The organism is Streptomyces sp. LaBMicrA B280, assembly GCF_049222185.1.
GTDB lineage: Bacteria > Actinomycetota > Actinomycetes > Streptomycetales > Streptomycetaceae > Streptomyces > Streptomyces murinus.
This window is the reverse complement of record NZ_JBMJCT010000062.1, coordinates 40,406-63,981: the sequence shown is the minus strand read 5'-3', so window position 1 is coordinate 63,981 and position 23,576 is coordinate 40,406. Positions and strand designations below refer to the sequence as shown.

Genomic DNA, 23,576 nt, shown 5'->3' with positions numbered 1-23,576 from the left:
AACCCCGCGCCCGGTCTCGGCGTCTTTGTGGGCCGGAGCCGCCCACACCGGACGACTCGGGAGCACCCGCGTGGGCAGTAGAAGGACACCGTAAAGTGGCACGGTCGCCCGCCGGGCGGCCGTACCGCAGAAGGGGGAGGGCGATCGGATGGCGCAGACCGAGACACCGGGCACCGAGGTGGCGCCCCGCACCCGGTTGCGCTGGTGGACCGAGCTGCCGCTGCTCCTGCTGGTCTACGGCTGTTACTCGGCCGGCCGCCTCCTGGTGCGCGGTGACGTCGACGACGCCGTGGACCACGGCCTGGCGCTGCTGCGCGCCGAGAAGCTGCTCCACCTGAACGCCGAGCACCCTCTCAACCGCCTGTTCACCCGCGAGCCCTGGCTCGGGATACCCGCGGACTTCTGGTACGCCTCGCTGCACTACCTGGTCACGCCCGCGATCCTCATCTGGCTGTTCCGCAACCGCGCGGAGCACTACCGGCGGGCCCGCGCCTGGCTGATGACGTCCACGTTCATCGGACTGATCGGCTTCACCCTGGTGCCGACCTGCCCGCCCCGGCTACTCGCCGCGAACGAGGGCTTCGTGGACACCATGGCCCACTACAGCTCGTACGGCTGGTGGGGCGGCGACGCCAGCGCCCCGCGCGGCCTCGGGGGCATGACCAACCAGTACGCGGCGATGCCGAGCCTGCACGTCGGCTGGGCGCTGTGGTGCGGGGTGATGCTGTGGCGGCACGGCGGCACCCGGCTCACCAAGGTGCTGGCCGTGCTCTATCCGCTGGGCACCGCGCTGGTCGTCATGGGCACCGCCAACCACTACCTCCTGGACGCGCTCGCCGGCATCGCCGTGATGGGCGTCGGCCACCTGCTCGCGCCGCGCGTGCTGCGGGCCGTCGACCTGGTCCGGGCCCGGCTGTTCAAGGGCTTCGGGGCCGGGGGTTCCCCGATTGTCAGTGGCGGATGCCAGACTTCCGCGGGTGAGCGAATTCCACGGCAGCGCGAGTCGCGGCCCGGCGCCGCAGCCGAGCCGGACCCCTCCCCCACGGACGCGGGCGACGGGGCTCCGGCACCGGCTCGCTGAGCTGCGCGGCGCCGACGTACCGGCGAAGGCCCTGGACGCGCGCGCCCTCGCGGCGCTGGCCGCGAACCCCGGGTGCCGCAGACGGGCGATCCTGGACGGCGCCGGAGTGGACAAGGCCAAGCTGGCGAGCGCGCTCGGGGCGCCCTCCGGTTTCGGCCAGTCGCAGTTCGCGCTGACCCGGGGCAACGCGTTCGAGGCGAAGGTGAAGGCCGACGGCGGCGCCGAGCTGCTGCGCCTCGCGCACACCCGGCTCGACCCGGGCGCCGAGGCCCCGGCGGCCGCCGCGGTGCCCGATCTGACCGCCCAGGGCCCCGAGGGTCGTACGGCCCGTACGGCACTCGCGCTGCGCGAGGCCACCCGCGCGGGCGGCTGGACGCTGCTCGACCACCCGATGCTCGCCCTGGACGTGGCGGGCTCGCTCGCGTTCCTGGAGCCGGACGCGGTGGTGGTGCACCCGGACGGCAGCTGGTCCGTGGTGGAGATCAAGTCCTTCCCGATGCTGGACGGTTCGGCGGACCCGGCGAAGGTGGGCGCCGCCGCCCGGCAGGCCGCGGTGTACGTGCTCGCCCTGGAGGACGTCGCCGCCCGCCTCGACCCCGCCCCGCGGGTGCGCCACCGGGTGCTGCTGGTGTGCCCCAAGGACTTCTCGAACCTGCCCGCCGGCTCCGCCGTCGACGTGCGCAAGCAGCGGGCGGTCACCGCGCGGCAGCTCGCCCGGCTCACCCGGATCGAGGAGATCGCCGACGCGCTGCCCGAGGGCACCTGTTTCGCGCCCGACCGGGACCCCGAGGAGCTGACCGCCGCGGTGGCGGCGGTCCCGGCGACGTACGCGCCCGACTGCCTGTCCACCTGCGAACTGGCCTTCCACTGCCGGGAGCGGGCCCGCGCGGCCGGCGCGGTCACCCGTCTCGGCCGCCCGCTGCGCGCCGAACTGGGCGGCCTGACCACGGTCGAGGACGTCCTCGCGGCGGCCCACGGCGAGCTGGGCGACCCGGACGATCCGGCGGTCGCGGCCCTGCGCAGGGCGGCCGCCCTGCGCGCGGAGGCGTTCCAGGAGGCCCGGGCGCGGGAGGTGGCGGCCGTATGTCGCTGATCGACACCCTCGCCCGGCTGGAGGCCGTTGGCAGCGGGCGGGCCCAGCCCCTCGCGACCGTGCGGCACCGGCACCTGTCCGCCCGTCCCCTGGTGTTCGTGCCGCTCACCACCGCGGGCGAGGCCGGCGCCCCGCTCGGCGCGCTGGTCGGCACCGACCGGGACGCGCCCCGGCTGCTGGTCGTGCCGCAGCCCCGGGACCGCGATCTGCGCTTCACGTTCCTCGCCGAGCTGGCCGATGTGATCCTGCCGTACATCGACTCCCACGCCACCGAGGTGGAGGCCGCCGAGCGCACCGAGACCGACCCGGAGACCGGCAAGCGGGTCAAGGTCGAGACGGAGCTGTGCGCGGACGCGCCCCAGCTGATCGTGCCGAGCCGCGCGGGCCTGGCGTTCGTCCGGCTGCTGGGCCGCTCCATGCGGTTCCGCCGCACCGCCGAACAGGACCCGGAGGCGCCCTATCCGGCGCCGCCCCGGGTGCCGCTGCTCGGGCGCTGGCTCACCCACTACGGGGAGCGGTCCCGGGTCCCCGGCTCCGCGCTGCTGCTCGCCCTCACCGATGTGCTCTCCCGGCACTGGGCGACCGGCCAGTCCGGCCTGGAGGACCAGCATCTGGGCGCGCTGCTGGCCTGGCTCGACCCCCCGGCGGGCAGCAGCGGCGCCGAGGCCGCGCGGGCGGCCGAGCTGGACCGGGACCCGGCCGGACAGCTGCGGTGCCCGCCCGCCGGACCGGCCACCGACCCGGCGTTCGACAACAAGCTGCTGGCCCCGGCGATCGAGCGGTACGACCGGGCGCGCACCGCGCTCGCCGCCGCCGAGGACCCGCTGGAGGCCGACGACCGGCTGGCCGCGCTCACCCGGGCCGAGCGGGAGATCCACGAGCTGATCGAGAGCCAGGCCCGGCCCACCTGGGACGCGGTGTGGCGGGGCCTGGACCTGCTGCGGGCGCTGCCGGAGGGCGGGCGGGCCGAGGAGCGCTGGATCCGGGACCGCTGGTCGTTCACCGGGCACCGGGACCGGGTGCTGGCCGGGGAGCCGCCGCAGCCGCGCCGGGACGACGCGGTGACGGCGGCGAACAAACTGGCCACCCGGGAGCGGGAACAGGCCCGGCTGGAGGCGCAGGAGGCGCTGGACGATCCGCTGGTGATGGCGGGGCGGCGGCTGGCCGGGGAGGCGTTCGCGGGCGAGGTGACCGAGGTCGTCATGGCGTACGGCGAGGGCAAGCGGCCGAGCCCGCGCCCGCTGGTGACGGTCCGCACCGACGACCGGCCGCAGCTGCTGGAGCGGGCGAAGGTGTACCGCTCGCTGGGTGGCCGCCCGCAGTCGGCGGAGTTCGTGGAGCGGGCGGCGGAGGACGCGGTCGTGCTGCGGATCCTCGACAAGATGGGCCGCGGCAGGGAGCCGGAGCCGGGTTCGGTGCCGGAGAAGGGCGACCGGGTCTGCTTCACCCTCTTCGAGCACGAACAGCGCGGCGGGGCGAAGCTGCCCGACCCGGAGGAGACCCCGTGGACACACGGCGGGCCGCCCGGCGAGAGCGCTGCGGAGGCCGCCGATCCGATCACCGAGGAGGATGTGCTGTGACGACCGTCGACGTCGACCCCGGGGCCGCCGCCGCCCGCGCCACGGACGCGATCCTCCGCGACACGCTGAGCGCCGCCGAGCGTGGCGTGGTGGTCGACTCGCCGCCCGGCGCGGGCAAGTCGACCCTGGTGGTGCGGGCGGCACTCGAACTCGCGGACGCGGGACGCCCGTTGATGGTGGTGGCGCAGACCAACGCCCAGGTGGACGACCTGGTGCTGCGCCTCGCCGAGAAGAACCCCGAGCTGCCGGTGGGCCGGCTGCACAGCAGCGACGCCGAGGCGTACGACAAGGCGCTGGACGGGCTGCCCCAGGTGCGTACGTCGGCGAAGGCGGCCGACCTCGCCGGGCTGCCGGTGGTGCTGTCCACGGCCGCCAAGTGGGCGCATGTGAAGGTGGACGAGCCCTGGCGGCACGCGATCGTGGACGAGGCGTACCAGATGCGCTCCGACGCGCTGCTCGCGGTGGCCGGCCTGTTCGAGCGGGCGCTGTTCGTGGGCGACCCCGGCCAGCTGGACCCGTTCGCGATCGTCGGCAGCGAGCAGTGGGCGGGGCTGTCGTACGACCCCTCGGCCTCCGCCGTCAGCACGCTGCTCGCCCACAACCCCGGGCTGCCGCAGCACCGGCTGCCGGTCTCCTGGCGGCTGCCCGCGTCCGCGGCGCCCCTGGTCTCGGACGCGTTCTACCCGTACACCCCGTTCCGCAGCGGCACCGGGCCCGGTGATCGCCGGCTCACCTTCGCCGTGCCCTCGGACGGCTCGGGCCCCGACCGGGTGATCGACGAGGCGGCCGCCACCGGCTGGGGCCTGCTGGAGCTGCCCGCCCGGCACACCCCGCGCACGGACCCGGAGGCGGTGCGCGCGGTCGCCGCGGTCGTCCGCCGCCTGCTGGACCGGGGCGGCGCGGCTCACTCGGAACGCGCACCCGACCCGGCCCCCCTGACCGCCGCCCGGATCGCCGTCGGCACCGCCCATCGCGACCAGGCGGCCGCGGTGCGCTCCGCGCTGGCCGACCTGGGCGTCTTCGAGGTGACCGTCGACACGGCGAACCGGCTCCAGGGCCGCGAGTACGACGTCACGGTCGTCCTGCACCCGCTCTCCGGCCGCCCCGACGCCACCGCCTTCCACCTGGAGACCGGCCGCCTGTGCGTCCTCGCCTCCCGGCACCGGCACGCCTGCGTCGTGGTCTGCCGCGAGGGCGTGCGCGACCTCCTGGACGACTACCCCTCCACCGAACCGGTCCAACTGGGCACGCTGGTCAAGTTCCCCGACGGCTGGGAGGCGAACCACGCGGTGCTGGCACACCTGGCCGAACACCAGGTGCGCTGGCGGCCATGACCGACACCCCGAAACCCCGCCGACAGGCACCACCCCCGCCGGACGCAGTCCGGCACGCCGCCGAAGGCGGCCAATGAAACAGCCCCGACGGCTGGGAGGCGAACCACGCGGTGCTGGCACACCTGGCAGAACACCAGGTGCGCTGGCGGCCATGACCGACACCCCTGAAACCCCGCCGACAGGCACCACCCCCGCCGGACGCAGTCCGGCACGCCGCCGGAGGCGGCCGATGAAACAGCCCCGATGGCAGGGAGGCGAACCACGCGGTGCAGGCACACCTGACGGAACACCGGGTGCGCTGGCAGCCATGACCCACGCCCCGGAGCCGGGGCGGGGGCGGGCTCCCCGGAACGTGACGGCGGCAGCGCCCTTGCGCGCACGCGAGACAATGGACGGTGGCCCGGCAGACCCGCGGGGTCCGGTCGTCAGAGCCGTACGAGGAGGAGATGAAGACATGGCGGAGCCCACGCCGCGTCACCACGAACCGCGGCTACGCCCCGCGCCCCTGATCTTCGAGCCCGCGGAAGCGGCCGCCGATCCCGAGCACTTCTTCCAGCTGGAGTCCATCGAGGATCCCCGGGCGCTGCTGTCCCGGGCGACGGAGCTGACCCAGGCGTTCCGCGCCGCCGCCGACCGGGCCGTGGAGTTCCAGGCCATCGCCGCGGCCCAGCTCGCCGATCCGCGCCGGTTCGACCGGCTGACCGCCGCCGACATCGCCGAGCGCGCGGAGTGGACCGAGGACTATGCCAAGAAGATGGTCGAGTTCGGCCGGGATCTGATGCGCGGGAACAGCGAGGGCCGTACCACCGCCGATCCCGTGTGATAACCCGACGTGACCCTCATCTGGCATATGCCAGGCGGGCAAGATACTCCCCTCCCCCTCCCCCTGTCCCGGTTTTCCGCAACTCAGCAGAACCGGTTGCTCACTGCCGGTAGATCTGATCCGCATGAGCGGTACTCCGAACGTCACCCGCGTCACCTCCGACGGCGCCGCCTGGCTCGCCTCGGCCGGGCCGTACCCGCGGCGCGCGCCCGCCCCGGCCGTCCTGCCCTGCGGCACCGTCTTCGACGTGGTGAGCGCCCCGGTCGTCTTCGGACGCCGGATGCTGGACCGGCTCTGGGACGACGGCCCCGGCTCCGGCCCGGTCGCGATGTCCCGTGGCCGGATGCTGCTGTTCTGCGCCCCCGGCACCGCCCACCGGCTGCCCTCGCTGCTGGCCTGGGAGGAATGGGGCTCGCACCGGGCGGCCGCCGTACCGCCCCTGCTCTGCCACGGCACCGGCGACGCGGTGACCGTCCCCGCGCCGGACGGCGGCCCCGCGGCCGACCCCCGCTGGCTGGTCGCCCCGGACGCGCGTCATCCCTGGTTACCGGGCCCGGAGGTGCTGCTGTGGGCGGCGGTGCGGGCGGCCAGGGCGGCGGTGCGGATATCGATTTTTCCTCCCCCCGATCCGGATGCTAAGGTCTACGACGTCAGCAGGCGCCGCTAGCTCAGTTGGTTAGAGCAGCTGACTCTTAATCAGCGGGTCCGGGGTTCGAGTCCCTGGCGGCGCACGCGATAGCGATGGCGAGTTCTGACCGCAAAAAACGCGGTTCGGACTCGCCATCGCTGTTTTTGCGCGGCCTCGCCGCGCGAGGCGGGGGCTTCGCCACCCACACCCCCACCAGGTTGGCCCAGTGGACGTCGGCCGGGAGATCAGCCCCTGATCCGCTGCGTGATCCGCACCGTCCACGCCCCCGAGGCCGTCCTGCCCTCCGCCTCGACCTTCACGCCCTCCCCCGGGACGGTGAAGCTCTCCCCCAGGGCGACCGGGGCGTCGGCCAGGGGCGGGTAGACGGAGTCGTCGGGGCAGGCCGAGGTGTCCGGATGGGCGTCGACGACCTCGATGGGCCCGCCGCCCGACTCCGCGCCGCTGCGCACCCGGTAGACGAGGATGCCCTCACGGCAGGTCGCCCGGTCGTTGCCGGCGGCGGTACGCGCCTCGAAGGCGAGCGCGCTGTCGGGGCCGGTGCGCACCACCGCCAGCTTCACCCCGTCGCCGAGCCCGAAGGCGGGCGCCCCGCCGGTGCCCTGCACGGGGACGCCCGGCCCCGCGGCGAGGGGCTCCAGGGTGATCCGGGTCGGACCCGCGCCGCGTACGCACGTCACCTGGCGCGGATCCAGCCACCCCAGCCGCCACTTGTGCCAGGCGAACAGGTCGGGTGAGAGCCCGAACTGGCTGCCCATCAGGTCCCAGTCGCCGACGTACGTGTCCCAGTCGCCCTTGCCGTCGGCCGGACGGTGGTAGAGGTCCGGCAGATCGAAGACATGGCCGCTCTCATGGGCGAGAACCAGCCGATCCGGCGGATGCTTCTCGAACACCGTGACGACCCGTCGCACGTCCGTGCCGTCCACATGGAGGGGCGTATCGAGGTTGACGACTTTGGTGGCGTCGGAGTCCACACCGGGCGCGTCCGGATCGGCGACGAGGTACACCACCTGGTAGCGAGAGAAATCCACCTCCTTGTCGGCCACTTTGAAGGCGTCGTTCAGATATGCGGCCCGGTCCTCGGCGGCCCAGTCCCGCCGTATGGCGTACGCCGTCGAAGGGCGGGGCATACGCAGCCAGTGCGTCAGTGGATGCGGGTGCAGGGTGAATCTCCCGTAGGAGGCCTGCTCGAAGTAGCGGCTGGTCTCCGGGAAGTGGTCGGCGGTCAGTTCGGCCGGGGTGGTGCGCGGGGTGCCGTCCGGGAAGGACAGGAAGATCATCACCGCGTCCAGCGCCCGGGTGGGGCGCGTGTAGTCGGAGTCCCAGCTGTCGACGCCCTCGGAGTGGTGGGCCTCGGTGCGGTGCAGGGCGCACGGGGCGGTGGAGAAGGGCTCGGCGACCGACGGGCCGGTGAAGATCGAGGTCGCGGCCAGCGCCGACAGTGTGGTGCACACGGCGGCGGTGCTGCGCAGCAGGGGCACGGACATGACCTCCGGACGCGATGGGACAGACCCGCACCCAGGTTGCTGCGTTTCGCCACTCAATGCCCTGTTTGTCTGCACCAGAAGGGTGAGCGCTCCCCATTTGGGCGCCGGCGCACTACGGCGCTCGACACCCCCGATTCACTCACGGAACGTCACAACTGGTCGATGGCCTCAATAACCCGTCCAGGTGCGGGCAGAAACGATCTGTCAGAAAGTCTGTCCGGTCCGGGACACTGGACGATGGCTGGAAGGGCCCGGGGCCAGCCTCTATGATCGGCACACTTTCCGGCACGGACAGAGATCGAGTGCACTGCGGGAGCGAGCGGTGAGCGGAACGTCCGAAGGGCCGACGCCCGCGGCAGACCTCGACCGGTCAGCCGTCACAGACAGTGATCACATCACCTACGACCGTGTCTTTGGTGCGGCGCCGCTCGCCATGGCCGTCGTGGATCGCGAGGGATTCGTCCTGCGCGCGAACCCGGCCTTCGGCGAGCTGCTCGGCATCGACTGCGACACACTCCGCGGCCGGTCCGCCGCCGATCTGGTGGACCTGACCGCCGACGCCCGTTCCTGGCACGCCTATCGAGAGGTGCTGTGCGGGCGGCAGGCCAGGCTGCGCTGCACCCGCAGACTGAAGCATCCCGGGGGCAACTCGGTGTGGGTGCAGCTCACCGTGGTCCCGCTGACCGACGGCGAGCCGGGCGTGCTGCTGTCGGTCGCCGACATCAGCGCCCGCCGTGAACTCCAGGCGCGGCTACGGCACTTGCAGATGCACGACCCGGTGACCCGGCTGCCCAACCGCACCCTGTTCTTCGAGCGCCTCTCGGCCGCGCTGGAGGCGGAGTCGTACGAGCAGAGCGGCACCGGCCGGATCGGGCTGTGCTATCTGGACCTCGACGGGTTCAAGGCGGTCAACGACACGCTCGGCCATCGCGTCGGGGACCGGCTGCTCGCGGCCGTGGCCGAGCGGCTGACCAGGGTCGCCGACGAGGCCGGGTACGCGCGCGCCGCGACCCCTCTGGTGGCCCGCCTCGGCGGGGACGAGTTCGCGCTGCTGGTGGAGGACTCCACCGGCACCGAACAGCTCGCCGATCTGGCCGAGTCGGCGCTGGAGACCCTCCAGGAGCCCTTCGACCTGGCCGGGCAGCGGCTGTCGCTGACGGCGTCCATCGGGGTCGTGGAGCGCCATGCGGCGGGCACCACGGCGACCGGTCTGATGCAGGCGGCGGATACGACGCTCTACTGGGCGAAGGCCGACGGCAAGGGCCGCTGGACGCTGTTCGACCCCGAGCGCAACGCGCACCGGATGACCCGGCAGGCGCTGTCCTCCACGCTGCGGCCCGCCATCGAGCGGGGCGAATTCGCCCTGGAGTACCAGCCGTTGGTGGGCATGGAGGACGGTCGGCTGTCCGGGGTGGAGGCGCTGGTGCGCTGGCACCACCCGCAGTTCGGCACGCTGACGCCGAATCGGTTCATCGGGCTGGCCGAGGAGGACGGCTCGATCGTGCAGCTCGGCCGCTGGGCGCTGGTCACCGCGTGCCGGCAGGCCCGCCGCTGGCAGTTGGCGCATCCCGGCGAGCCGCCGATCTTCGTCAGCGTGAACGTGGCGGTGCGCCAGGTGTGGGACTCCGACCTGGTGGCCGATGTGGCCCAGACCCTGGCGGACACCGGACTGGCCCCGCATCTGCTCCAGTTGGAGCTGACCGAGTCCGCGGTGATGGGCTCGGCGGGCCGCCCGCTCCAGGCGTTGCAGGCCCTCAGCGACATGGGGGTGCGCATCGCCATCGACGACTTCGGCACCGGCTACTCCAACCTCGCCTATCTCAGCCGGCTCCCGGTCTCGGCACTGAAGCTGGACGGCTCCTTCGTCCGCGGCTTCCAGTACGAGGAGGCGTCCAAGGGGGTCGCGCCCAACCCCGCCGACGAGGTGATCGTGGAGGCGATGATCCAACTGGCCCACCGGCTGGGCCTCACCGTCACCGCCGAGTGCGTGGAGACCTCCGCCCAGGCCACCCGTCTGCGCCGCATCGGCTGCGACACCGGCCAGGGCTGGCTGTACTCCCGCCCGGTCCCGCCTGATCGCATCTCCGAGCTGCTGGGGGCGCGGGCGTACACCGCCACCACATGAGGGCGCGCGGCGCCGCGGGAGTCACCCGGCCGTCGGCAACCCGTAGGCGTCGGCGATGAGTTCGTACGAGCGTACGCGCACCTCGCCCCGGTGCGCGTGCGTGGTGAGCATCAACTCGTCGGCGCCGGTGCGCTTCTGGAGGTCGTCGAGGCCGGAGCGCACCTCGTCGGCGGTGCCGTGGACCACGTTGGCGGACCAGGAGGCGATGAACTCCTCCTCCATGGCGCCCAGTTCCGTCTGTTCGGCCTCCGCGGGGTCGGGGAAGAGGCCGGGGCGGCCCATCCGCAGCCGGAGCATGTTGAGGGCCATGGCGCGGGTCTGGCGGCGGGCCTCGCGCTCCTCGTCGGTGGCGAGGGCGGAGACGCCGATGAGGGCGTACGGCTCGGCGAGCACCGGGGAGGGGCGGAAGGTCTGGCGGTACAGGTCCAGCGCGGGCACGGTGTTCTGCGCCGAGAAGTGGTGGGCGAAGGCGAACGGCAGGCCGAGCATTCCGGCCAGCTGGGCGCTGAAGCCGGAGGAGCCGAGCAGCCAGACCGGCGGGCGGTGCGCGGACTGGACCCCGCCCGGGGCGCTGCCCTGCACCGGGCCGGGGATCGCGTGGATGCGCCGGTAGGGGTGGCCGTCGGGGAAGTCGTCGTCCAGGAAGCGGATCAGCTCGGCGAGCTGCTCGGGGAAGTCGTCGGCGCCCTCGTTCAGGGTGTCGCTGCGGCGCAGGGCGGCGGCCGTGGCCCCGTCGGTGCCGGGGGCGCGGCCGAGGCCGAGGTCGATCCGGCGCGGCGCCAGCGCCTCCAGCGTGCCGAACTGCTCGGCGATCACCAGCGGGGCGTGGTTGGGCAGCATGACGCCGCCGGAGCCGAGCCGGATGCGCACGGTGTGGGCGGCGAGGTGCGCGAGGATCACGGCCGGTGAGGAGGAGGCGACGCCCGGCATGGAGTGGTGTTCGGCCACCCAGTACCGGTGGAAGCCGCGGGCCTCGGCGCGGCGGGACAGCTCGACGCTGGTGCGCAGCGCGTCGGTGGCGGTGCGGCCCGCACCGACGGTGACCAGGTCGAGGACGGAGAGCGGGACGGGCGCGGTGCCGTGCGCCGTGCCCCGGATGCCGTCCGCGGCCTCGCGGTTCTCGTGTGTCCGAGCTGCCTCGTCTGCCGACACGGTAGGGCCTCCTGTTCCCGGCGTGAGCTGTGCCGGAGTGTCGTAACAGGTGGCTCTCCCCGCTTATTCCGCGTCCCGCTATTCCGCGTCCCGCCCCGTCCCTCAGACCTGGACGAGCGGCTCCCGGGTGAACAGCGCCCCCAGCTCCGGCGCGTTCACCCGGCGGTCGGCGAGCCGGAGCGCCTCCCACACGGTGACCTGGTTCGCGGTGAGCACCGGCTTGGACAGGGACTTCTCCAGCAGGCCGAGGTGGGCGGCCGTGTGCAGGGCGGTGTCCGGCAGCAGCACCGCCTCCGCGGCCGCGTCGTCCGCGGCCCGCGCCAGCGTCAGTACGTCCTCCTCGCCCCAGCCCGCGACCTCGGCGGCCGTGCCGGCCCCCGAGGAGCGCGTCCCGGTCACCTCCAAGCCCCCGGCCCGCAGGAACTCCGCGAACAGCGCGGTGATCTCCTCGGGGTAGGTGGCGCCGACGGCGACCCGTCGTACCCCCAGCTCATGGGCCGCGTGCACAAAGCCGAAGGAGGTCGAGGAGGCCGGCATCCCGGCCAGGGTGGCCAGGGTGCGCACCTGGTCCTGGGCGCCCTGCCAGCCGTGCACGAAGCCGCCGCCGGTGCACGCCCACACCACGGTCTCGGCACCGGCGAGCCGCAGCCGCTCCATGCCCGCGCCGAGCCGCTCGGCGGAACCCGCCCCGCGCAGTGCCTCGACCTGGAGCGCGTCCTCGCCGATCTCCGTGTGGACCAGGTCCACCCGGATGTCGCTGCCCAGGAGCTGCTCGATGCGCGGGTAGTCGTCCTCGGCGAAGTGGCCCGGGTAGAGGAATCCGAGTGCGGTCATGTCCAGCCTTCCTGCGTGCGATCGGGCAGTGCGGGGCGCCCGCGCGCCGCCTCGGTGGGGGCAGCGCCCGGTACGGCCCCGCGGCCCGGGTACCCAGCCTCCTCGGGGCAGCCCATCCCCTGACCCGATCGGCCGAGAGCGGCCGTGTTGACGCCGGTGGATCCGGGTGCGAGCGTGGGCGATCCGTGCATCCCGGGCGGTCGGAGGACACCTCCGGGGCGTCTCGGAAGCACCCGCCACGGATCGCCGGGAGCCGCGTATGTCGGACGTCGGGAGCCGTTCCGCCGGACGCCGGGAGCCGTCCCGTAGGGGGAGCGTTCCCACCCTGCTCGTGCTGGACGCCGAGCCGCCGCCCCGGCTCGGCGTCCTGACCGGGCGGGCCCGGATCGTGCACACCGACGCGGCGCGGCTGGCCGAGCGGCTGCCGGGCGCGGACGCGCTGCTGGTGTGGGACTTCACCTCGACCGCGGTGCGCGAGGCATGGCCCGGCGCGGGGCCCCGGCCGCGCTGGGTGCACACGGCGAGCGCGGGCGTGGACCATCTGCTGTGCCCGGAGCTGGCCGCGTCCGGCACGGTGGTCACCAACGCGCGCGGGATCTTCGACCAGCCGATCGCCGAGTACGTGGCGGCGCTGGTGCTGGCCGCGGCCAAGGATCTGCCGCGCACCCTGGAGCAGCAGCGGGAGCGGGTGTGGCGGCACCGGGAGAGCAGGCGGGTGGCCGGTACCCGTGCCTGTGTGGTCGGGTCGGGGCCCGTCGGGCGGGCGATCGTACGGCTGCTGAAGGCGCTCGGTGTGACGACGGCGCTGGTCGGGCGGGTGCCGCGGACCGGGGTGTACGGCCCGGCCGACCTGGACCGGCTGGTCTCGCGCGCGGACTGGGTGATCGCGGCGGCGCCGCTGACGGAGGCGACGTACCGCATGTTCGGTGCCCATGTCTTCGGGGTGATGCAGCCCTCGGCGTTCTTCGTCAACGTGGGGCGCGGTGATCTCGTGGACGAGGACGCGCTCGCCCGCGCCCTGGCCCGGCGCTGGATCGCGGGCGCCGCCCTGGACGTGTTCGCCACCGAACCGCTGCCGCCCGACAGCCCGTTGTGGGACCTTCCCGGCCTGATCCTCTCCCCGCACATGAGCGGGGACACGGTGGGCTGGCGGGACGAACTCGGGCGGCAGTTCGTGGAGTTGTACGAGCGCTGGGCGGCGGGCAGACCCCTGGTGAACGTGGTCGACAAGAGACGCGGGTACGTTCCCGGCCACTGACCGGCGGGGCCCGGGAGCTCTCCCTCGCCCTCTCCCGTGGGGGTTCTGTAAAGGGGCGGGGCGGGAAGCGGGGACGCGCCGTCCGGCCGGGAAACCGATGCGCATACCCCGGATCGGCCTGGGTAGCCGCGCCGCCATGGCTCCACCACATGGGAAAGACGGACACAGTTTTCGGCCAGATCTCAGACCCAGCCGACGGATGTTGCTCGGCTCGATCGCGGCGCTCGGGGCACTGGGCGCCGCGGGTTGTACCCGGGTGGCCGCCGCGAGCGGGAACGGCGGCGACCTGCTCGACCGGCTCCGCGCGCAGGGCGTCGTACGGCTCGGGATCGCGGGCGAGATCCCCTTCGGGTACATCGACAAGGACGGCCATCTCACCGGTGAGGCACCGGAGTTGGCGAAGGCGGTCTTCAAGCGGCTCGGCGTCGACCGGGTGCAGCCGGTGCCGACCGAGTTCGGCTCGCTCATACCCGGCCTGAACTCACAGCAGTTCGATGTCGTCGCCGCCGGTATGTACGTCAACGCAGACCGCTGCGAACAGGTCATCTTCGCGGACCCCGACTACCAGATGCTGGATTCGTTCATCGTCCGCAAGGGGAACCCGAAGGGGTTGCACTCCTACCGGGACGTCGTCGCGAAGAAGGCGAGGTTCGCGACCGGCACCGGATACGCCGAGATCCAGTACGCCGTCGAGGCGGGCTACAAGCAGAGCGACATCCTGATCGTGCCGGACCAGGTGGCCGGTCTGAACGCGGTCGAGGCGGGCCGGGTCGACGTGTTCGCCGGTACGGCGCTCACCACCCGCGAGGTCGTGAAGAAGTCGGCCAAGGCGGAGGCGACCACGCCGTTCGCGCCGCTGGTCAAGGGTCAACGGCACGTCGACGGCGGGGCGTTCGCGTTCCGGCCGACCGAGACCCGGCTGCGGGACGCCTTCAACACGGAGCTGCACCGGCTCAAGCGGACCGGTGAACTGTTCCGGATCCTGCGGCCGTTCGGCTTCACCGAGGCCGAGATGACGGACCTGACCGCGAAGGAGCTGTGCGGGCAATGACCTCGGGGCTCTGGGAACTGGTACTCAAGGGCGTCTGGACCACCGTCCAACTGCTGCTGTTCAGCGCGCTGCTGGCCGCCGCGGTGTCCTTCGTGGTCGGCCTCGCGCGCACCCACCGCCGGTGGATCGTGCGCTTCGTGGCCGGCGTCTACACCGAGGTCTTCCGCGGCACCTCCGCGCTGGTGATGATCTTCTGGGTGTTCTTCGTGCTGCCGATCGCCTTCGGCTGGCAGCTGGTGCCGATGTGGGCGGGCACGCTGGCGCTCGGCCTGACGTACGGCGCGTACGGCTCCGAGATCGTGCGCGGCGCGCTGAACTCGGTGGACCCGGCGCAGAAGGAGGGCGGGATCGCGCTGAGCTTCACACCGGCGCAGCGGATGCGGCTGATCGTGCTGCCGCAGGCGGTGCCGGAGATGATCCCCTCCTTCTGCAATCTGCTGATCGAGCTGCTCAAGGGCACCGCGCTGGTGTCGGTGATGGGCATGGGCGATCTGACGTTCAGCGCCAACCTGGTGCGCCTCGCGCTCCAGCAGAGCGCGGAGATCTACACGTACGTGCTGGTCATCTACTTCGTGATCGCCTTCGTGCTGACCCGGCTGATGCGCGGCCTGGAGAAGCGGCTGAAGGCCGGGCTCGGCCGGGACCCCGGCACGAAGTCCGCGGCACATGAGCCGAAGCGGGCGCGGACGACCGGGGTGGGCGGTGGTGTCGTATGAGGTGGGACTGGCACGCGGTGAGCGACTTCATGCCGCACTTCTGGGACGGCCTGCTGGTCACGCTCCAGGCGCTGGCCCTCGGTTCGCTGCTGTCCTTCACCCTCGGCCTGGTGTGGACACTGCTGATGCGGGCGCCGACCCGGTGGGTGCGCTGGCCGGTCGGGGTGGTCACGGAGTTCGTGCGCGACACCCCGCTGCTGGTGCAGCTGTTCTTCCTCTTCTACGTGCTGCCGGAGTGGGGCCTGACCTTCTCCGCGCTGTCCACCGGCGTCTTCGCGATCGGGCTGCACTACTCGACGTACACCATGCAGGTCTACCGGGCCGGCATCGAGGCGGTGCCGGTCGGCCAGTGGGAGGCGGCGACCGCGCTGAACCTGCCCAGGCGGCGGACCTGGACCGCGGTGATCCTGCCGCAGGCGATCCGCCGGGTGATCCCGGCGCTCGGCAACTACGTGATCTCCATGCTCAAGGACACACCGATGCTGATGGTGATCACCGTGCTGGAGATGCTGGGCCAGGCCCGGCTCTTCTCCCAGCAGCGCTTCCAGTTCACCGAGCCGCTCACCGTGATCGGCGTGGCCTTCATCCTCATCTCCTACCTGGCCTCCCTTCTCCTGCGAGCCCTGGAGCGACGCCTTGTCCGTTGAGACCCGTACCGAGCCTTCCGCCACCGCCGCCCAGCCGGCCGATCTGATCCGTCTGGAGCAGGTCACCAAGCGGTTCGGCGCCGACACCGTCCTCGACCACCTGGACTTCGCGGTCCGGCCGGGCAAGCACGTCACGCTGATCGGACCCTCCGGCTCCGGCAAGACCACGATCCTCAGACTCCTGATGACCCTGACGAAGCCGGACGAGGGGACCATCACCGTCGACGGCGAACCGCTGTTCCCGGCGTCGGAGAAGCGGGTCCGGGAGGTGCGCAAGAAGATCGGCATGGTGTTCCAGCACTTCAACCTGTTCCCGAACATGTCGGTGCTGCGCAATCTCACCGAGGCGCCGGTGCAGGTCCTCGGCCTGTCCAAGGACGAGGCGGAGGAGCGGGCGCGGGAGCTGCTGGAGCTGGTGGGTCTCGCCGACAAGTGCGGGGCGCGCCCGGCGCAGCTGTCCGGCGGGCAGCAGCAGCGGGTGGCGATCGCGCGGGCGCTGGCGATGCGGCCGCGGGTGCTGCTGCTCGACGAGGTGACGTCCGCGCTCGACCCGGAGCTGGTCGCGGGCGTCCTCGATCTGCTGCGGGACATCGCGCGCAGCACCGACATCACGATGCTCTGCGTGACCCATGAGATGGGCTTCGCCCGGGACATCTCCGACCAGGTACTGATGTTCGACGGCGGCCGGGTGATCGAGTCCGGCTCCCCGGAGAAGATCTTCAGCGAGCCGGAGCAGGACCGCACCCGGGAATTCCTCGGCGCGGTGCTGTGAGCGCGGCCGCGTGAGGTTCGCGGGCAACGGACGAGGTCCAGCCACTGGGGCATGACTCTGGCATATGTCACCGGGTCTGCGCCGCAGCTGGGGCGGCCGCCGGGACGAGGGGGACGAGCCGGAAACTTGTCAACGCCCCCTCCCCGGCGGCCGTTCGCCCGTTATCGTGGTAGCGCCGCACCGTCCGGAATCCACGGCCCAGTACGCGAGCGCAGGGGGGACCCACCGTGGCGCTGATGCACGAGCCGACCGCCCCGTACCACTCCGCCCAGGACGCGCTGCGCGTGCTGGAGACCGTGGCGCACACCGCCGCCGGGGTCACCGAGACCGAACTGGCCCGGCACACCGGCCTCGGCCCCGAGCGGCTCACCGTGCTGCTGCGGATGCTGCGCCGCGAGGGGTACGTGGAGCAGATCGGCGGCGGGGCGTACGTCACCGGCGACATGCTGCGGCGGCTGACCTCGGCCCAGGACCGCGAGCGTGCCCTCACCGACAAGCTCCAGCTCATGCTGGACCGGCTGCGCGACTCGGTCGGCGCGGCGGTCTACATCAGCCGGTACGTGGACGGCGAGGTCAAGGTCACCCAGTACGCGGCCGGGCCCGCCGCCCCCGCGGTCAACGAGTGGGTGGACTTCCGCTACTCGGCCCACGCCACGGCGGTCGGCAAGAGCCTGCTGACCCAGCTGGACCACAACGGGCGGCGCGACCATCTCGCCCGGCACAAGATGGCCCGCCTCACCTCGCGCACCATCACCAGCGACAAGCTGCTGCTGTCCCGCCTGGAGTCCCAGCCGCCGACGGTGCCGGTGCTCGACCTCCAGGAGTACGCGGTGGGCACGGTCTGCGCGGCCGTCCCGATCACCGCGGGCGCCTCGGTGGGCTGCCTGGCCGTGTCCCTCCCGGTGGAGCACGCGCACCGGCTGAAACAGGCCGCGGACACACTGAACCGGAACGCGGCGCCGGTGCTGCTGTCGCTGGCCATCTGAGCGGATCGCGGCCGGCCTCTCGGGTGGTCAGGAGCACCCCCGAGGACCAGGTAGTATTTTCTTCGTCGCCGGCCGCGAGAGCGGAAGGCGAGAGTCACGCGCCGCTAGCTCAGTTGGTTAGAGCAGCTGACTCTTAATCAGCGGGTCCGGGGTTCGAGTCCCTGGCGGCGCACAGAAGAAGGGCCCCTCGCCTGCGAGGGGCCCTTCGGCGTTACTCAGAAGTTGACGTCCGAACAGGCGTAGAACGCGTTGCCGGTGTCGGCGATCGTCCAGACCGCGAGGATCACGTGGTGTCCGGACAGGCCCGTCGGCAGGACGCCGCTGTGGCTGAGCGTGGCCGGCGGCTGCTGGCCGTTGTAGGGCACCGTCAGGAACGGCGTGAGGTTGAGGTCCGAGCGGGACAGCGGATGGTTCTGGTTCCAGCCCTGCTTGGTGACGTAGTACTTGAAGTCCGTCGTGGCGTGCCGGGCCGTGAACTGCCAGCGGAAGGTGTACGACTGCCCGCCGGTCACCTGGGTGGTGGGCCAGGCGGCGCCGGACGGCGTGGTCGGCGAGCTGAGCTGGGCGAAGCGGTCCACGCTGCCGTTGCAGAGCTGGCCGTCGGCGGGCCCGGTCGCCGGGAAGCCCTTGGGCCCCTCGACGCTCTGCGGCTCGTACTGGATGTCGCCGCAGCCCTTGACCGTGCCGTTGGCGCACAGCTTCTGTCTGCTGATGGGGAGGTCGGTGTAGCCGTGCCCGCTGGCGCCGCCGGTGGAGAGCGCGAACGCTCCGGCGGTCACCACTCCGAGTACGACTGCGGACATTTTGGTCTTGATGCGCATACTGCCGCTCCTGGAGAACGTGGGGAGTTCACTGAGCCGTGCAGGGGAAGGTCTAGACCAAGTCCCAGATTATGGGCGGCACTTGAGCATGTCCATACCAGTGGAGGAGACGGTGGCCCCCAGCTCCCCGCGCCCGGCGCAGAACGCCACCGTGAGATCCCGCACCAGCACCTTGCGCTCGCCCTCGTCCAGCTCGACCAGGCCGCGCGTGGTCAGCCGGGTCACCGTGTCCTCCACGGAGTCCACCACCGAGCTGAGCACGCTGGCCCGCTGCCGGGCGTCCAGCTGGGCGATCCGGCGGCGCTCCATCGCGGCCGCGACCTCCGGGGCGTACTCCACCCGCAGCGGCCGCACGGAGTACACCTCAAGACCGGTCGGCGCGGTCTCCGCCGTCACCAGCCGGGTCAGCGTCTCGCCCGCCGCCGCGGGCCCGCCCCGGCCGCCGCCCGCGGGCTCCACCGGCACCCGGGCCAGCGCCGCCTCCACGCATTCGCGCAGATACCGCTCATGGTCCTCAAGGCCGAGCACCGCCCGCGCCGTGTCCCGCACCCGCCACACCACGAGCACCACCACCCGCAGCGGGGTGCCGCCCGGGTCGGTCGCCGGGATCGCCTCGCTGCGCCAGTGCCGCAGCCGCACGTCGACCCGCCGGCGCCGCAGCAGCGGGTTGACCCAGAGCAGCCCGGTGCGCCGTACCGTCCCCCGGTAGCGGCCGAACAGGCCCACCACCCAGGCCCGTCCGGTGCGCCCCCGGGCCAGCCCGCCGAACCCGGCCGCGCCGAGCAGTCCGGCCCCGGCGTACGCCGCCCACTGCGCGGGGCCGAGATCGGAAGAGCCGCCTGGGCGGCGAGCGGCGGCAGCACCCCCGCCCACCAGGAGGCGGCCAGGCAGCCGGTGACCCCGCAGGCCCCGGCGAGCACCCCGGCCGCCCCGGGCAGCACCCGCGCCTCCCGTTCTGTCAGCTCCGGGTCGATCCGGGGCAGCGGGCGCCGCGGCGGCGGTGCCGGGCGGCCGGTGCGCGGCAGTTCGCCGGTGCCCTGTCTGCGGCCCACCACGGCGGGCTTGGGCGGCACCCGCGCCGGGTCGTCCCCGTCGGGGCGGTCGCGGCCCGAGGGGTCGTCGCGGAAGAGCAGATGGACCGGGATCTCGGTGGTGGACTCGTTGCGGATCAGCCGGGCCGGACGGGTGCCGGTGCCACTGGCCGGGTGGGGCCGTCCCTCGGACTCGGACGGTGTGTGGGTGGTCGTACTCATGCGTGCCTCCAGCCTCCGCGCCAGATGCGTCATGAACGTGAACTGATGGGTGGGGTACGGGCGTCGGGGCCGGTCAGGAGAACAGGCGGCGCCAGGTCTCCGGGCCGACCGAGCCGTCGGCGGCGCCGCCCCGCCAGCCCTGGCCGCGCTGGAAGGCCGCCACCGCCTGCCGGTCCGCCTCGCCCCACCGGGGCCCCGGACCGTCGTCGTAGAACCGGCCGAACCCCTTGCGGGTCAGCTGGACCCCGAGCCGGGTGACGTAGTCGTTGCTCTGCCCCGGGCGGAAGTAGCCCTTGCCCGGGTAGCCGGGGACGCCGTGCGAGGCGGGCTCCGCCGCGTCCGGGGTGATGTCCCGGCCCCGGCCGGAGGTGAGCAGGTCCCAGGTGCGCGGTCCCGGCAGCCCGTCGGCCTCCTCCTCGTCCCAGCCCTGGGCCCGCTGGAACGCCTCGGTGGCCCGCCGGTCCGCCTCGCTCCAGGCCGGGCCCGGACCGTTCGGGTAGTACGGTGCCGCGCCCCGGGCCATCAGCATCCGGCCCAGCTCGGTGACGTACTCGTTGACCGCGCCCAGCCCGAAGGAGTCGGCGCCGGGGAACTCCGGGGAGGTCTTGCCGCCGGTCGCCTCGGCGCCCGCGCTGCCGGTGGCCAGGCCCTTGTAGCGGTAGGGGACGTACTTCCCGGCGTGGCTCCAGTAGGGGTAGGGCGTGGTCTGGCTGCGGGTGTGCGGGGGTGTCTGCTCGTAGACCTTGTAGTGGGTGTGCGCGGAGTCCGTCCAGCCGCCGAAGATCACCACGTGCGAGCCGTTCTGGGGGTTGGCGGTGTTGTGGAAGAGCAGCATGTCGCCGGGCTGGAGCTGGGACTTCTTGATCTTCACGCCGTACTTGGCGAGGCTGCCCGTCCACTGGTTGCTGTTCAGGCCCCAGGCCATGGAGACATAGCCGGAGCAGTCCTGCCGGTAGCCGTCGGTCCAGTAGCGGCCCATGCTGTACGGCACCTTCGCGGTCACCCAGGACTTGGCCCGCTTGATGATCGCGTTGCGGGTGGTGCGCGGGGTGAGGACGCCACCGGGCCGGGCGGCGCCGCTGTCCGGGCCGTGCAGGGGAGCCTCGGCACCCTGGGGGGTGTCGGGGCCGTCGCCGGGGACGGCCAGGCGCCCCGGGGGGTGGCCGGCGGGCAGGGCGGTCGCCGGGGTCACCACGCCGAGGGCGGCGGACACGGCGGCCACGACGACCATCCCGCGCCGCGCGGGGAGATGGGCGGGGCGGCCGGGAGACTGGCGGGGACGGGGGCGCCGCCGGTGGACACAGCCGGGACAGCCACAGTCGCGCGCGGGTTCGAACTCCTCGAACGCCGGAGCGGTCATGCGATCTGCCTCACATTCATGGTGTTTTTGTCCGCTTGTGTGCACGTTGATCAGTTTCCCAACTGTCCGCGCGACGCGCACTTTGACGGTCCGAATGATGTACGGCACCCTCCGAAGCCCTCTTCCGGCGGTCAGAAGCACCCTCGCAGGTCGGGTAGAGTTCTCTCTGTCAGCAGGCGCCGCTAGCTCAGTTGGTTAGAGCAGCTGACTCTTAATCAGCGGGTCCGGGGTTCGAGTCCCTGGCGGCGCACAGACGGAGAAGGTCCCTCGCAGCAGCGGGGGACCTTTTCGTATGCCCCTCTTCATGGGGCCGCTACTCTCTGGCCATGGCAGCGCGGGACCTTCAGGAGCGGATCAAGAGGCTGATCGTGGACCGGCGGCTGCCCCCCGGGGCCCCGCTGCCGACCGAGCCGGAGCTGATGGAGTTCCTCGGGGCGAGCCGGAACTCGGTGCGCGAGGCGCTCAAGGCGCTCCAGGCGATGGGCATCGTGGAGATCCGGCACGGCTTCGGGACGTACGTCGGCCCGATGTCGTTCGCGCCGATGATCGAGGGCCTCGCCTTCCGCACGGTCGTCGGCCACTACCGGGGCGAGGACTCGCTGCTCCAGCTCCTCGAACTGCGCGAGGCCGTGGAGACCGGCCTCGTCTCCCGGCTCGCCGGGCGGCTGCCGCGGGCGGACCTGGCCGAGCTGGACGCCCTGGTCGACCGCATGGAACAGCAGGCGGCCCAGGGCGCGGGGCTCGCCGACACCGACCGCGCCTTCCACGCCACGCTCTACCGGGGCCTGGACAACGCCCTGCTCAGCGAGGTCCTCGAAGCCTTCTGGGACGCCTTCCACCGGGTGCGCCGGGATCTGCTGGACGTGCCGCAGGACCCCCGGGTGACCTGCCGCCAGCACCGGGAGATCCTGGACGCGGTCCGCTCCGGGGACTCCCCGCGCGCGGAGCGCGCCATAAGGGACCACTTCGGGAACGTACGGACCCGGCTGTCGGGCTGAACCGCCGCCGGGGGTTCAGCGGGTACGGCGGCCCCGGCGGGCGCGCAGGCCCACGGCGACGGCGGCGATCGAGGCCAGCGCGAGCCCGGTCACGGCCTGCGCGGTGTCGGGTCCTGAGCCGCTGGTGGCCACGGTGGCGAAGTGCGCGGTGGCGTCGGCCGGGGCGGCGGAGGCTCCTTTGCCGATGGCCGCGACCTTGTCCATGGCCGCGACCGTGATGCTGCCGTCCACCACCCGGTCGGCGCAGGTCACCTTGACCTCGTAGGCGCCCGGCCCGACCGTGGAGCCGACGCGGGCGCTGCCCGACAGGGCGCCCCGATCCCCGGTGAGGCGGGCGTCGGCGGTGAAGGCGCGCGAAGCGGCGACGGCCTGCCTCCCGGTGCAGCCGCTGACCTTCAGGGTCACCTCGGCCCCGGGGGCGGCGGGCGCCGCGGCGAGGGTGCCGCCGTCCGCCGCGTGGGCGGCCTGGGCCGCCGGGCCGAGCGCGGCTACGACCAGCAGACCGCTGCACACAGTGAGGGGAAGTGAGCCCATCGTGAACCTCCAGACACGTAAGGAGGTTCTCCCGGCGGGGGCGCCCCCGCATCCCGGCGGGCGCCCCACTGCTCCGTCCGGGTGAGACCGGGTTTGAGCCCCCGCTGTCAGATGAGGTCGACCAGGTCGGCGATGGAGTCCACGACCTGGGAGGGCCGGAACGGATAGCCGTCCACCTCCTGCGGCTGGGTCACCCCGCTGAGCACCAGGAAGGTGCGCATCCCGGCCTCCAGGCCCGCCAGCACATCGGTGTCCATCCGGTCGCCGATCATCGCGGAGGTCTCGGAGTGGGCGCCGATCGCGTTCAGGCCCGCGCGCATCATCAGCGGGTTGGGCTTGCCGACGAAGTAGGGCTTGCGGCCGGTCGCGGCGGTGATCAGGGCGGCGACCGAGCCGGTGGCGGGCAGCGCGCCCTCGGTGGAGGGGCCGACGTTGTCGGGGTTGGTGGCGATGAACCGGGCGCCGTCGTTGATCAGCCGCACGGCCTTGGTCATGGCCTCGAAGGAGTAGGTGCGGGTCTCGCCCAGGATCACGAAGTCGGGCTCGTGGTCGGTGAGGACGTAGCCGACGTCGTGCAGCGCGGTGGTCAGACCGGCCTCGCCGATGACATAGGCGCTGCCGCCGGGCCGCTGGTCGTTCAGGAACTGGGCGGTGGCCAGCGCCGAGGTCCAGATGTTCTCGGCCGGCACGTCCAGGCCCATCCGGCGCAGCCGGGCGTGCAGGTCGCGGGCGGTGTAGATGGAGTTGTTGGTGAGGACCAGGAAGGGGCGGCCCGAGTCGCGCAGCTTCTTCAGGAAGTCCTCGGCACCGGGGATCGGCACGCCCTCGTGGATCAGGACTCCGTCCATGTCGGTGAGCCACGATTCGATCGGCTTGCGGTCTGCCATGTTGTGCGTCTCCTGGCATGCGTTGGATCTACGAGCGGGGGCCGGAACCACGGCGTACCGACGCCCCCAGCCTAATCAGCCCCGGCTGATCCGTACCCCGCCGATCAGCCGGTAGCCGCCGGAGCCCCGCGGGGGAGG

General features: G+C 72.9%; 21 protein-coding genes, 3 tRNA genes and 1 pseudogene. 17 read left to right on the top strand and 8 right to left on the bottom strand.

Going from position 1 to position 23,576, the window contains the following annotated elements; genetic code table 11:
* Window positions 1–148 precede the first annotated feature (148 nt).
* From ACLF5H_RS33315 to ACLF5H_RS33285, 7 genes are all read left to right on the top strand, one after another.
* Window positions 149–1,081, top strand: a complete 933-nt coding sequence (locus ACLF5H_RS33315) for a phosphatase PAP2 family protein (protein WP_421679747.1) — start codon at window positions 149–151, stop codon at window positions 1,079–1,081.
* Complete coding sequence (locus ACLF5H_RS33310) at window positions 978–2,174, top strand: hypothetical protein (RefSeq protein WP_421679746.1); 1,197 nt, start codon at window positions 978–980, stop codon at window positions 2,172–2,174. Before ACLF5H_RS33315 ends, ACLF5H_RS33310 begins: the two co-directional genes overlap by 104 nt.
* The gene (locus tag ACLF5H_RS33305) at window positions 2,165–3,754 is read left to right on the top strand and encodes a hypothetical protein (RefSeq protein WP_421679745.1); all 1,590 of its coding nucleotides are present in this window, start codon (window positions 2,165–2,167) and stop codon (window positions 3,752–3,754) included. The genes ACLF5H_RS33310 and ACLF5H_RS33305 overlap by 10 nt, the downstream gene beginning before the upstream one ends.
* Window positions 3,751–5,088 (top strand): AAA domain-containing protein, encoded by a 1,338-nt coding sequence (locus ACLF5H_RS33300; protein ID WP_421679744.1) that lies wholly within the window; start codon window positions 3,751–3,753, stop codon window positions 5,086–5,088. The genes ACLF5H_RS33305 and ACLF5H_RS33300 overlap by 4 nt, the downstream gene beginning before the upstream one ends.
* A 454-nt stretch (window positions 5,089–5,542) precedes the next feature.
* Window positions 5,543–5,911 (top strand): hypothetical protein, encoded by a 369-nt coding sequence (locus ACLF5H_RS33295; protein ID WP_421679743.1) that lies wholly within the window; start codon window positions 5,543–5,545, stop codon window positions 5,909–5,911.
* Between the two features lie 124 nt (window positions 5,912–6,035).
* Complete coding sequence (locus tag ACLF5H_RS33290; protein ID WP_421679742.1) at window positions 6,036–6,578, top strand: hypothetical protein; 543 nt, start codon at window positions 6,036–6,038, stop codon at window positions 6,576–6,578.
* Window positions 6,569–6,642, top strand: a tRNA-Lys gene (locus tag ACLF5H_RS33285). The genes ACLF5H_RS33290 and ACLF5H_RS33285 overlap by 10 nt, the downstream gene beginning before the upstream one ends.
* A gap of 142 nt (window positions 6,643–6,784) precedes the next feature.
* On the opposite strand, the gene ACLF5H_RS33280 is transcribed toward ACLF5H_RS33285, so the two are convergent.
* Window positions 6,785–8,044, bottom strand: a complete 1,260-nt coding sequence (locus ACLF5H_RS33280; RefSeq protein WP_421679741.1) for a M6 family metalloprotease domain-containing protein — start codon at window positions 8,042–8,044, stop codon at window positions 6,785–6,787.
* A 322-nt stretch (window positions 8,045–8,366) separates the two neighbouring features.
* On the opposite strand from ACLF5H_RS33280, the gene ACLF5H_RS33275 reads away from it, so the two are divergent.
* Window positions 8,367–10,169: a putative bifunctional diguanylate cyclase/phosphodiesterase gene (locus tag ACLF5H_RS33275; protein WP_421679740.1), complete on the top strand. Its 1,803-nt coding sequence runs from the start codon at window positions 8,367–8,369 to the stop codon at window positions 10,167–10,169.
* Between the two features lie 21 nt (window positions 10,170–10,190).
* Here ACLF5H_RS33275 and ACLF5H_RS33270 read toward each other — a convergent pair whose 3' ends face one another.
* Together ACLF5H_RS33270 and ACLF5H_RS33265 are read right to left on the bottom strand one after the other, a co-directional pair.
* A complete protein-coding gene (locus ACLF5H_RS33270; protein ID WP_421679739.1) occupies window positions 10,191–11,321 on the bottom strand; it encodes an LLM class flavin-dependent oxidoreductase in 1,131 nt (376 codons plus the stop codon).
* 102 nt (window positions 11,322–11,423) lie between these two features.
* Window positions 11,424–12,155 carry a maleate cis-trans isomerase family protein gene (locus ACLF5H_RS33265; protein ID WP_421679738.1) on the bottom strand — a complete coding sequence of 244 codons (732 nt, stop codon included), beginning with the start codon at window positions 12,153–12,155 and terminating at the stop codon, window positions 11,424–11,426.
* Window positions 12,156–12,414: 259 nt separating this feature from the next.
* On the opposite strand from ACLF5H_RS33265, the gene ACLF5H_RS33260 reads away from it, so the two are divergent.
* The 7 genes from ACLF5H_RS33260 to ACLF5H_RS33230 all read left to right on the top strand — a co-directional run bounded on the left by ACLF5H_RS33260 (window position 12,415) and on the right by ACLF5H_RS33230 (window position 17,757).
* Entirely contained in the window at window positions 12,415–13,413 is a 999-nt protein-coding gene (locus ACLF5H_RS33260; protein ID WP_421679737.1) for a D-2-hydroxyacid dehydrogenase, read from the top strand.
* Between the two features lie 199 nt (window positions 13,414–13,612).
* The gene (ehuB, locus tag ACLF5H_RS33255; RefSeq protein ID WP_421679736.1) at window positions 13,613–14,464 is read left to right on the top strand and encodes an ectoine/hydroxyectoine ABC transporter substrate-binding protein EhuB; all 852 of its coding nucleotides are present in this window, start codon (window positions 13,613–13,615) and stop codon (window positions 14,462–14,464) included.
* Window positions 14,461–15,180, top strand: coding sequence for an ectoine/hydroxyectoine ABC transporter permease subunit EhuC (gene ehuC / locus ACLF5H_RS33250; RefSeq protein WP_421679735.1), 720 nt, complete (start codon window positions 14,461–14,463; stop codon window positions 15,178–15,180). The genes ehuB and ehuC overlap by 4 nt, the downstream gene beginning before the upstream one ends.
* Window positions 15,177–15,827 (top strand): ectoine/hydroxyectoine ABC transporter permease subunit EhuD, encoded by a 651-nt coding sequence (ehuD, locus tag ACLF5H_RS33245; protein ID WP_421679734.1) that lies wholly within the window; start codon window positions 15,177–15,179, stop codon window positions 15,825–15,827. Before ehuC ends, ehuD begins: the two co-directional genes overlap by 4 nt.
* Complete coding sequence (ehuA, locus tag ACLF5H_RS33240) at window positions 15,817–16,599, top strand: ectoine/hydroxyectoine ABC transporter ATP-binding protein EhuA (protein WP_421679733.1); 783 nt, start codon at window positions 15,817–15,819, stop codon at window positions 16,597–16,599. The genes ehuD and ehuA overlap by 11 nt, the downstream gene beginning before the upstream one ends.
* Window positions 16,600–16,826: 227 nt before the next feature.
* Entirely contained in the window at window positions 16,827–17,585 is a 759-nt protein-coding gene (locus tag ACLF5H_RS33235; RefSeq protein WP_421679732.1) for an IclR family transcriptional regulator, read from the top strand.
* A 98-nt stretch (window positions 17,586–17,683) separates the two neighbouring features.
* Window positions 17,684–17,757: transfer RNA gene (locus tag ACLF5H_RS33230), tRNA-Lys, on the top strand.
* 43 nt (window positions 17,758–17,800) lie between these two features.
* Here the strand turns inward: ACLF5H_RS33230 and ACLF5H_RS33225 are convergent.
* The 3 genes and pseudogenes from ACLF5H_RS33225 to ACLF5H_RS33215 form a co-directional block, all read right to left on the bottom strand.
* Window positions 17,801–18,406: a lytic polysaccharide monooxygenase auxiliary activity family 9 protein gene (locus ACLF5H_RS33225; protein ID WP_154823181.1), complete on the bottom strand. Its 606-nt coding sequence runs from the start codon at window positions 18,404–18,406 to the stop codon at window positions 17,801–17,803.
* Window positions 18,407–18,475: 69 nt separating this feature from the next.
* Window positions 18,476–19,659, bottom strand: a pseudogene (locus tag ACLF5H_RS33220) (SPFH domain-containing protein).
* Between the two features lie 73 nt (window positions 19,660–19,732).
* Window positions 19,733–21,019, bottom strand: coding sequence for a peptidoglycan-binding protein (locus ACLF5H_RS33215; RefSeq protein ID WP_421679731.1), 1,287 nt, complete (start codon window positions 21,017–21,019; stop codon window positions 19,733–19,735).
* 176 nt (window positions 21,020–21,195) lie between these two features.
* Between ACLF5H_RS33215 and ACLF5H_RS33210 the strand changes: the two genes are divergently transcribed.
* Both ACLF5H_RS33210 and ACLF5H_RS33205 read left to right on the top strand, forming a co-directional pair.
* Window positions 21,196–21,269: transfer RNA gene (locus ACLF5H_RS33210), tRNA-Lys, on the top strand.
* 76 nt (window positions 21,270–21,345) lie between these two features.
* Window positions 21,346–22,017 carry a FadR/GntR family transcriptional regulator gene (locus ACLF5H_RS33205; RefSeq protein ID WP_085564901.1) on the top strand — a complete coding sequence of 224 codons (672 nt, stop codon included), beginning with the start codon at window positions 21,346–21,348 and terminating at the stop codon, window positions 22,015–22,017.
* A gap of 15 nt (window positions 22,018–22,032) precedes the next feature.
* On the opposite strand, the gene ACLF5H_RS33200 is transcribed toward ACLF5H_RS33205, so the two are convergent.
* Complete coding sequence (locus ACLF5H_RS33200) at window positions 22,033–22,551, bottom strand: hypothetical protein (protein WP_421679730.1); 519 nt, start codon at window positions 22,549–22,551, stop codon at window positions 22,033–22,035.
* 107 nt (window positions 22,552–22,658) lie between these two features.
* The gene (locus ACLF5H_RS33195) at window positions 22,659–23,438 is read right to left on the bottom strand and encodes an HAD-IIA family hydrolase (protein ID WP_421679729.1); all 780 of its coding nucleotides are present in this window, start codon (window positions 23,436–23,438) and stop codon (window positions 22,659–22,661) included.
* Between the last annotated feature and the right edge of the window lie 138 nt (window positions 23,439–23,576).

Bases quoted from the DNA above. Each gene is read 5' to 3' on its own strand.
- ACLF5H_RS33315 (WP_421679747.1), top strand. From the start codon at position 149: ATGGCGCAGACCGAGACACCGGGCACCGAGGTGGCGCCCCGCACCCGG.
- ACLF5H_RS33305 (WP_421679745.1), top strand. From the start codon at position 2,165: ATGTCGCTGATCGACACCCTCGCCCGGCTGGAGGCCGTTGGCAGCGGG.
- ACLF5H_RS33295 (WP_421679743.1), top strand. From the start codon at position 5,543: ATGGCGGAGCCCACGCCGCGTCACCACGAACCGCGGCTACGCCCCGCG.
- ACLF5H_RS33290 (WP_421679742.1), top strand. From the start codon at position 6,036: ATGAGCGGTACTCCGAACGTCACCCGCGTCACCTCCGACGGCGCCGCC.
- ACLF5H_RS33280 (WP_421679741.1), bottom strand. From the start codon at position 8,044: ATGTCCGTGCCCCTGCTGCGCAGCACCGCCGCCGTGTGCACCACACTG.
- ACLF5H_RS33265 (WP_421679738.1), bottom strand. From the start codon at position 12,155: ATGACCGCACTCGGATTCCTCTACCCGGGCCACTTCGCCGAGGACGAC.
- ACLF5H_RS33260 (WP_421679737.1), top strand. From the start codon at position 12,415: ATGTCGGACGTCGGGAGCCGTTCCGCCGGACGCCGGGAGCCGTCCCGT.
- ehuB (WP_421679736.1), top strand. From the start codon at position 13,613: ATGTTGCTCGGCTCGATCGCGGCGCTCGGGGCACTGGGCGCCGCGGGT.
- ehuC (WP_421679735.1), top strand. From the start codon at position 14,461: ATGACCTCGGGGCTCTGGGAACTGGTACTCAAGGGCGTCTGGACCACC.
- ehuD (WP_421679734.1), top strand. From the start codon at position 15,177: ATGAGGTGGGACTGGCACGCGGTGAGCGACTTCATGCCGCACTTCTGG.
- ACLF5H_RS33225 (WP_154823181.1), bottom strand. From the start codon at position 18,406: ATGCGCATCAAGACCAAAATGTCCGCAGTCGTACTCGGAGTGGTGACC.
- ACLF5H_RS33215 (WP_421679731.1), bottom strand. From the start codon at position 21,019: ATGACCGCTCCGGCGTTCGAGGAGTTCGAACCCGCGCGCGACTGTGGC.
- ACLF5H_RS33205 (WP_085564901.1), top strand. From the start codon at position 21,346: ATGGCAGCGCGGGACCTTCAGGAGCGGATCAAGAGGCTGATCGTGGAC.
- ACLF5H_RS33200 (WP_421679730.1), bottom strand. From the start codon at position 22,551: ATGGGCTCACTTCCCCTCACTGTGTGCAGCGGTCTGCTGGTCGTAGCC.
- ACLF5H_RS33195 (WP_421679729.1), bottom strand. From the start codon at position 23,438: ATGGCAGACCGCAAGCCGATCGAATCGTGGCTCACCGACATGGACGGA.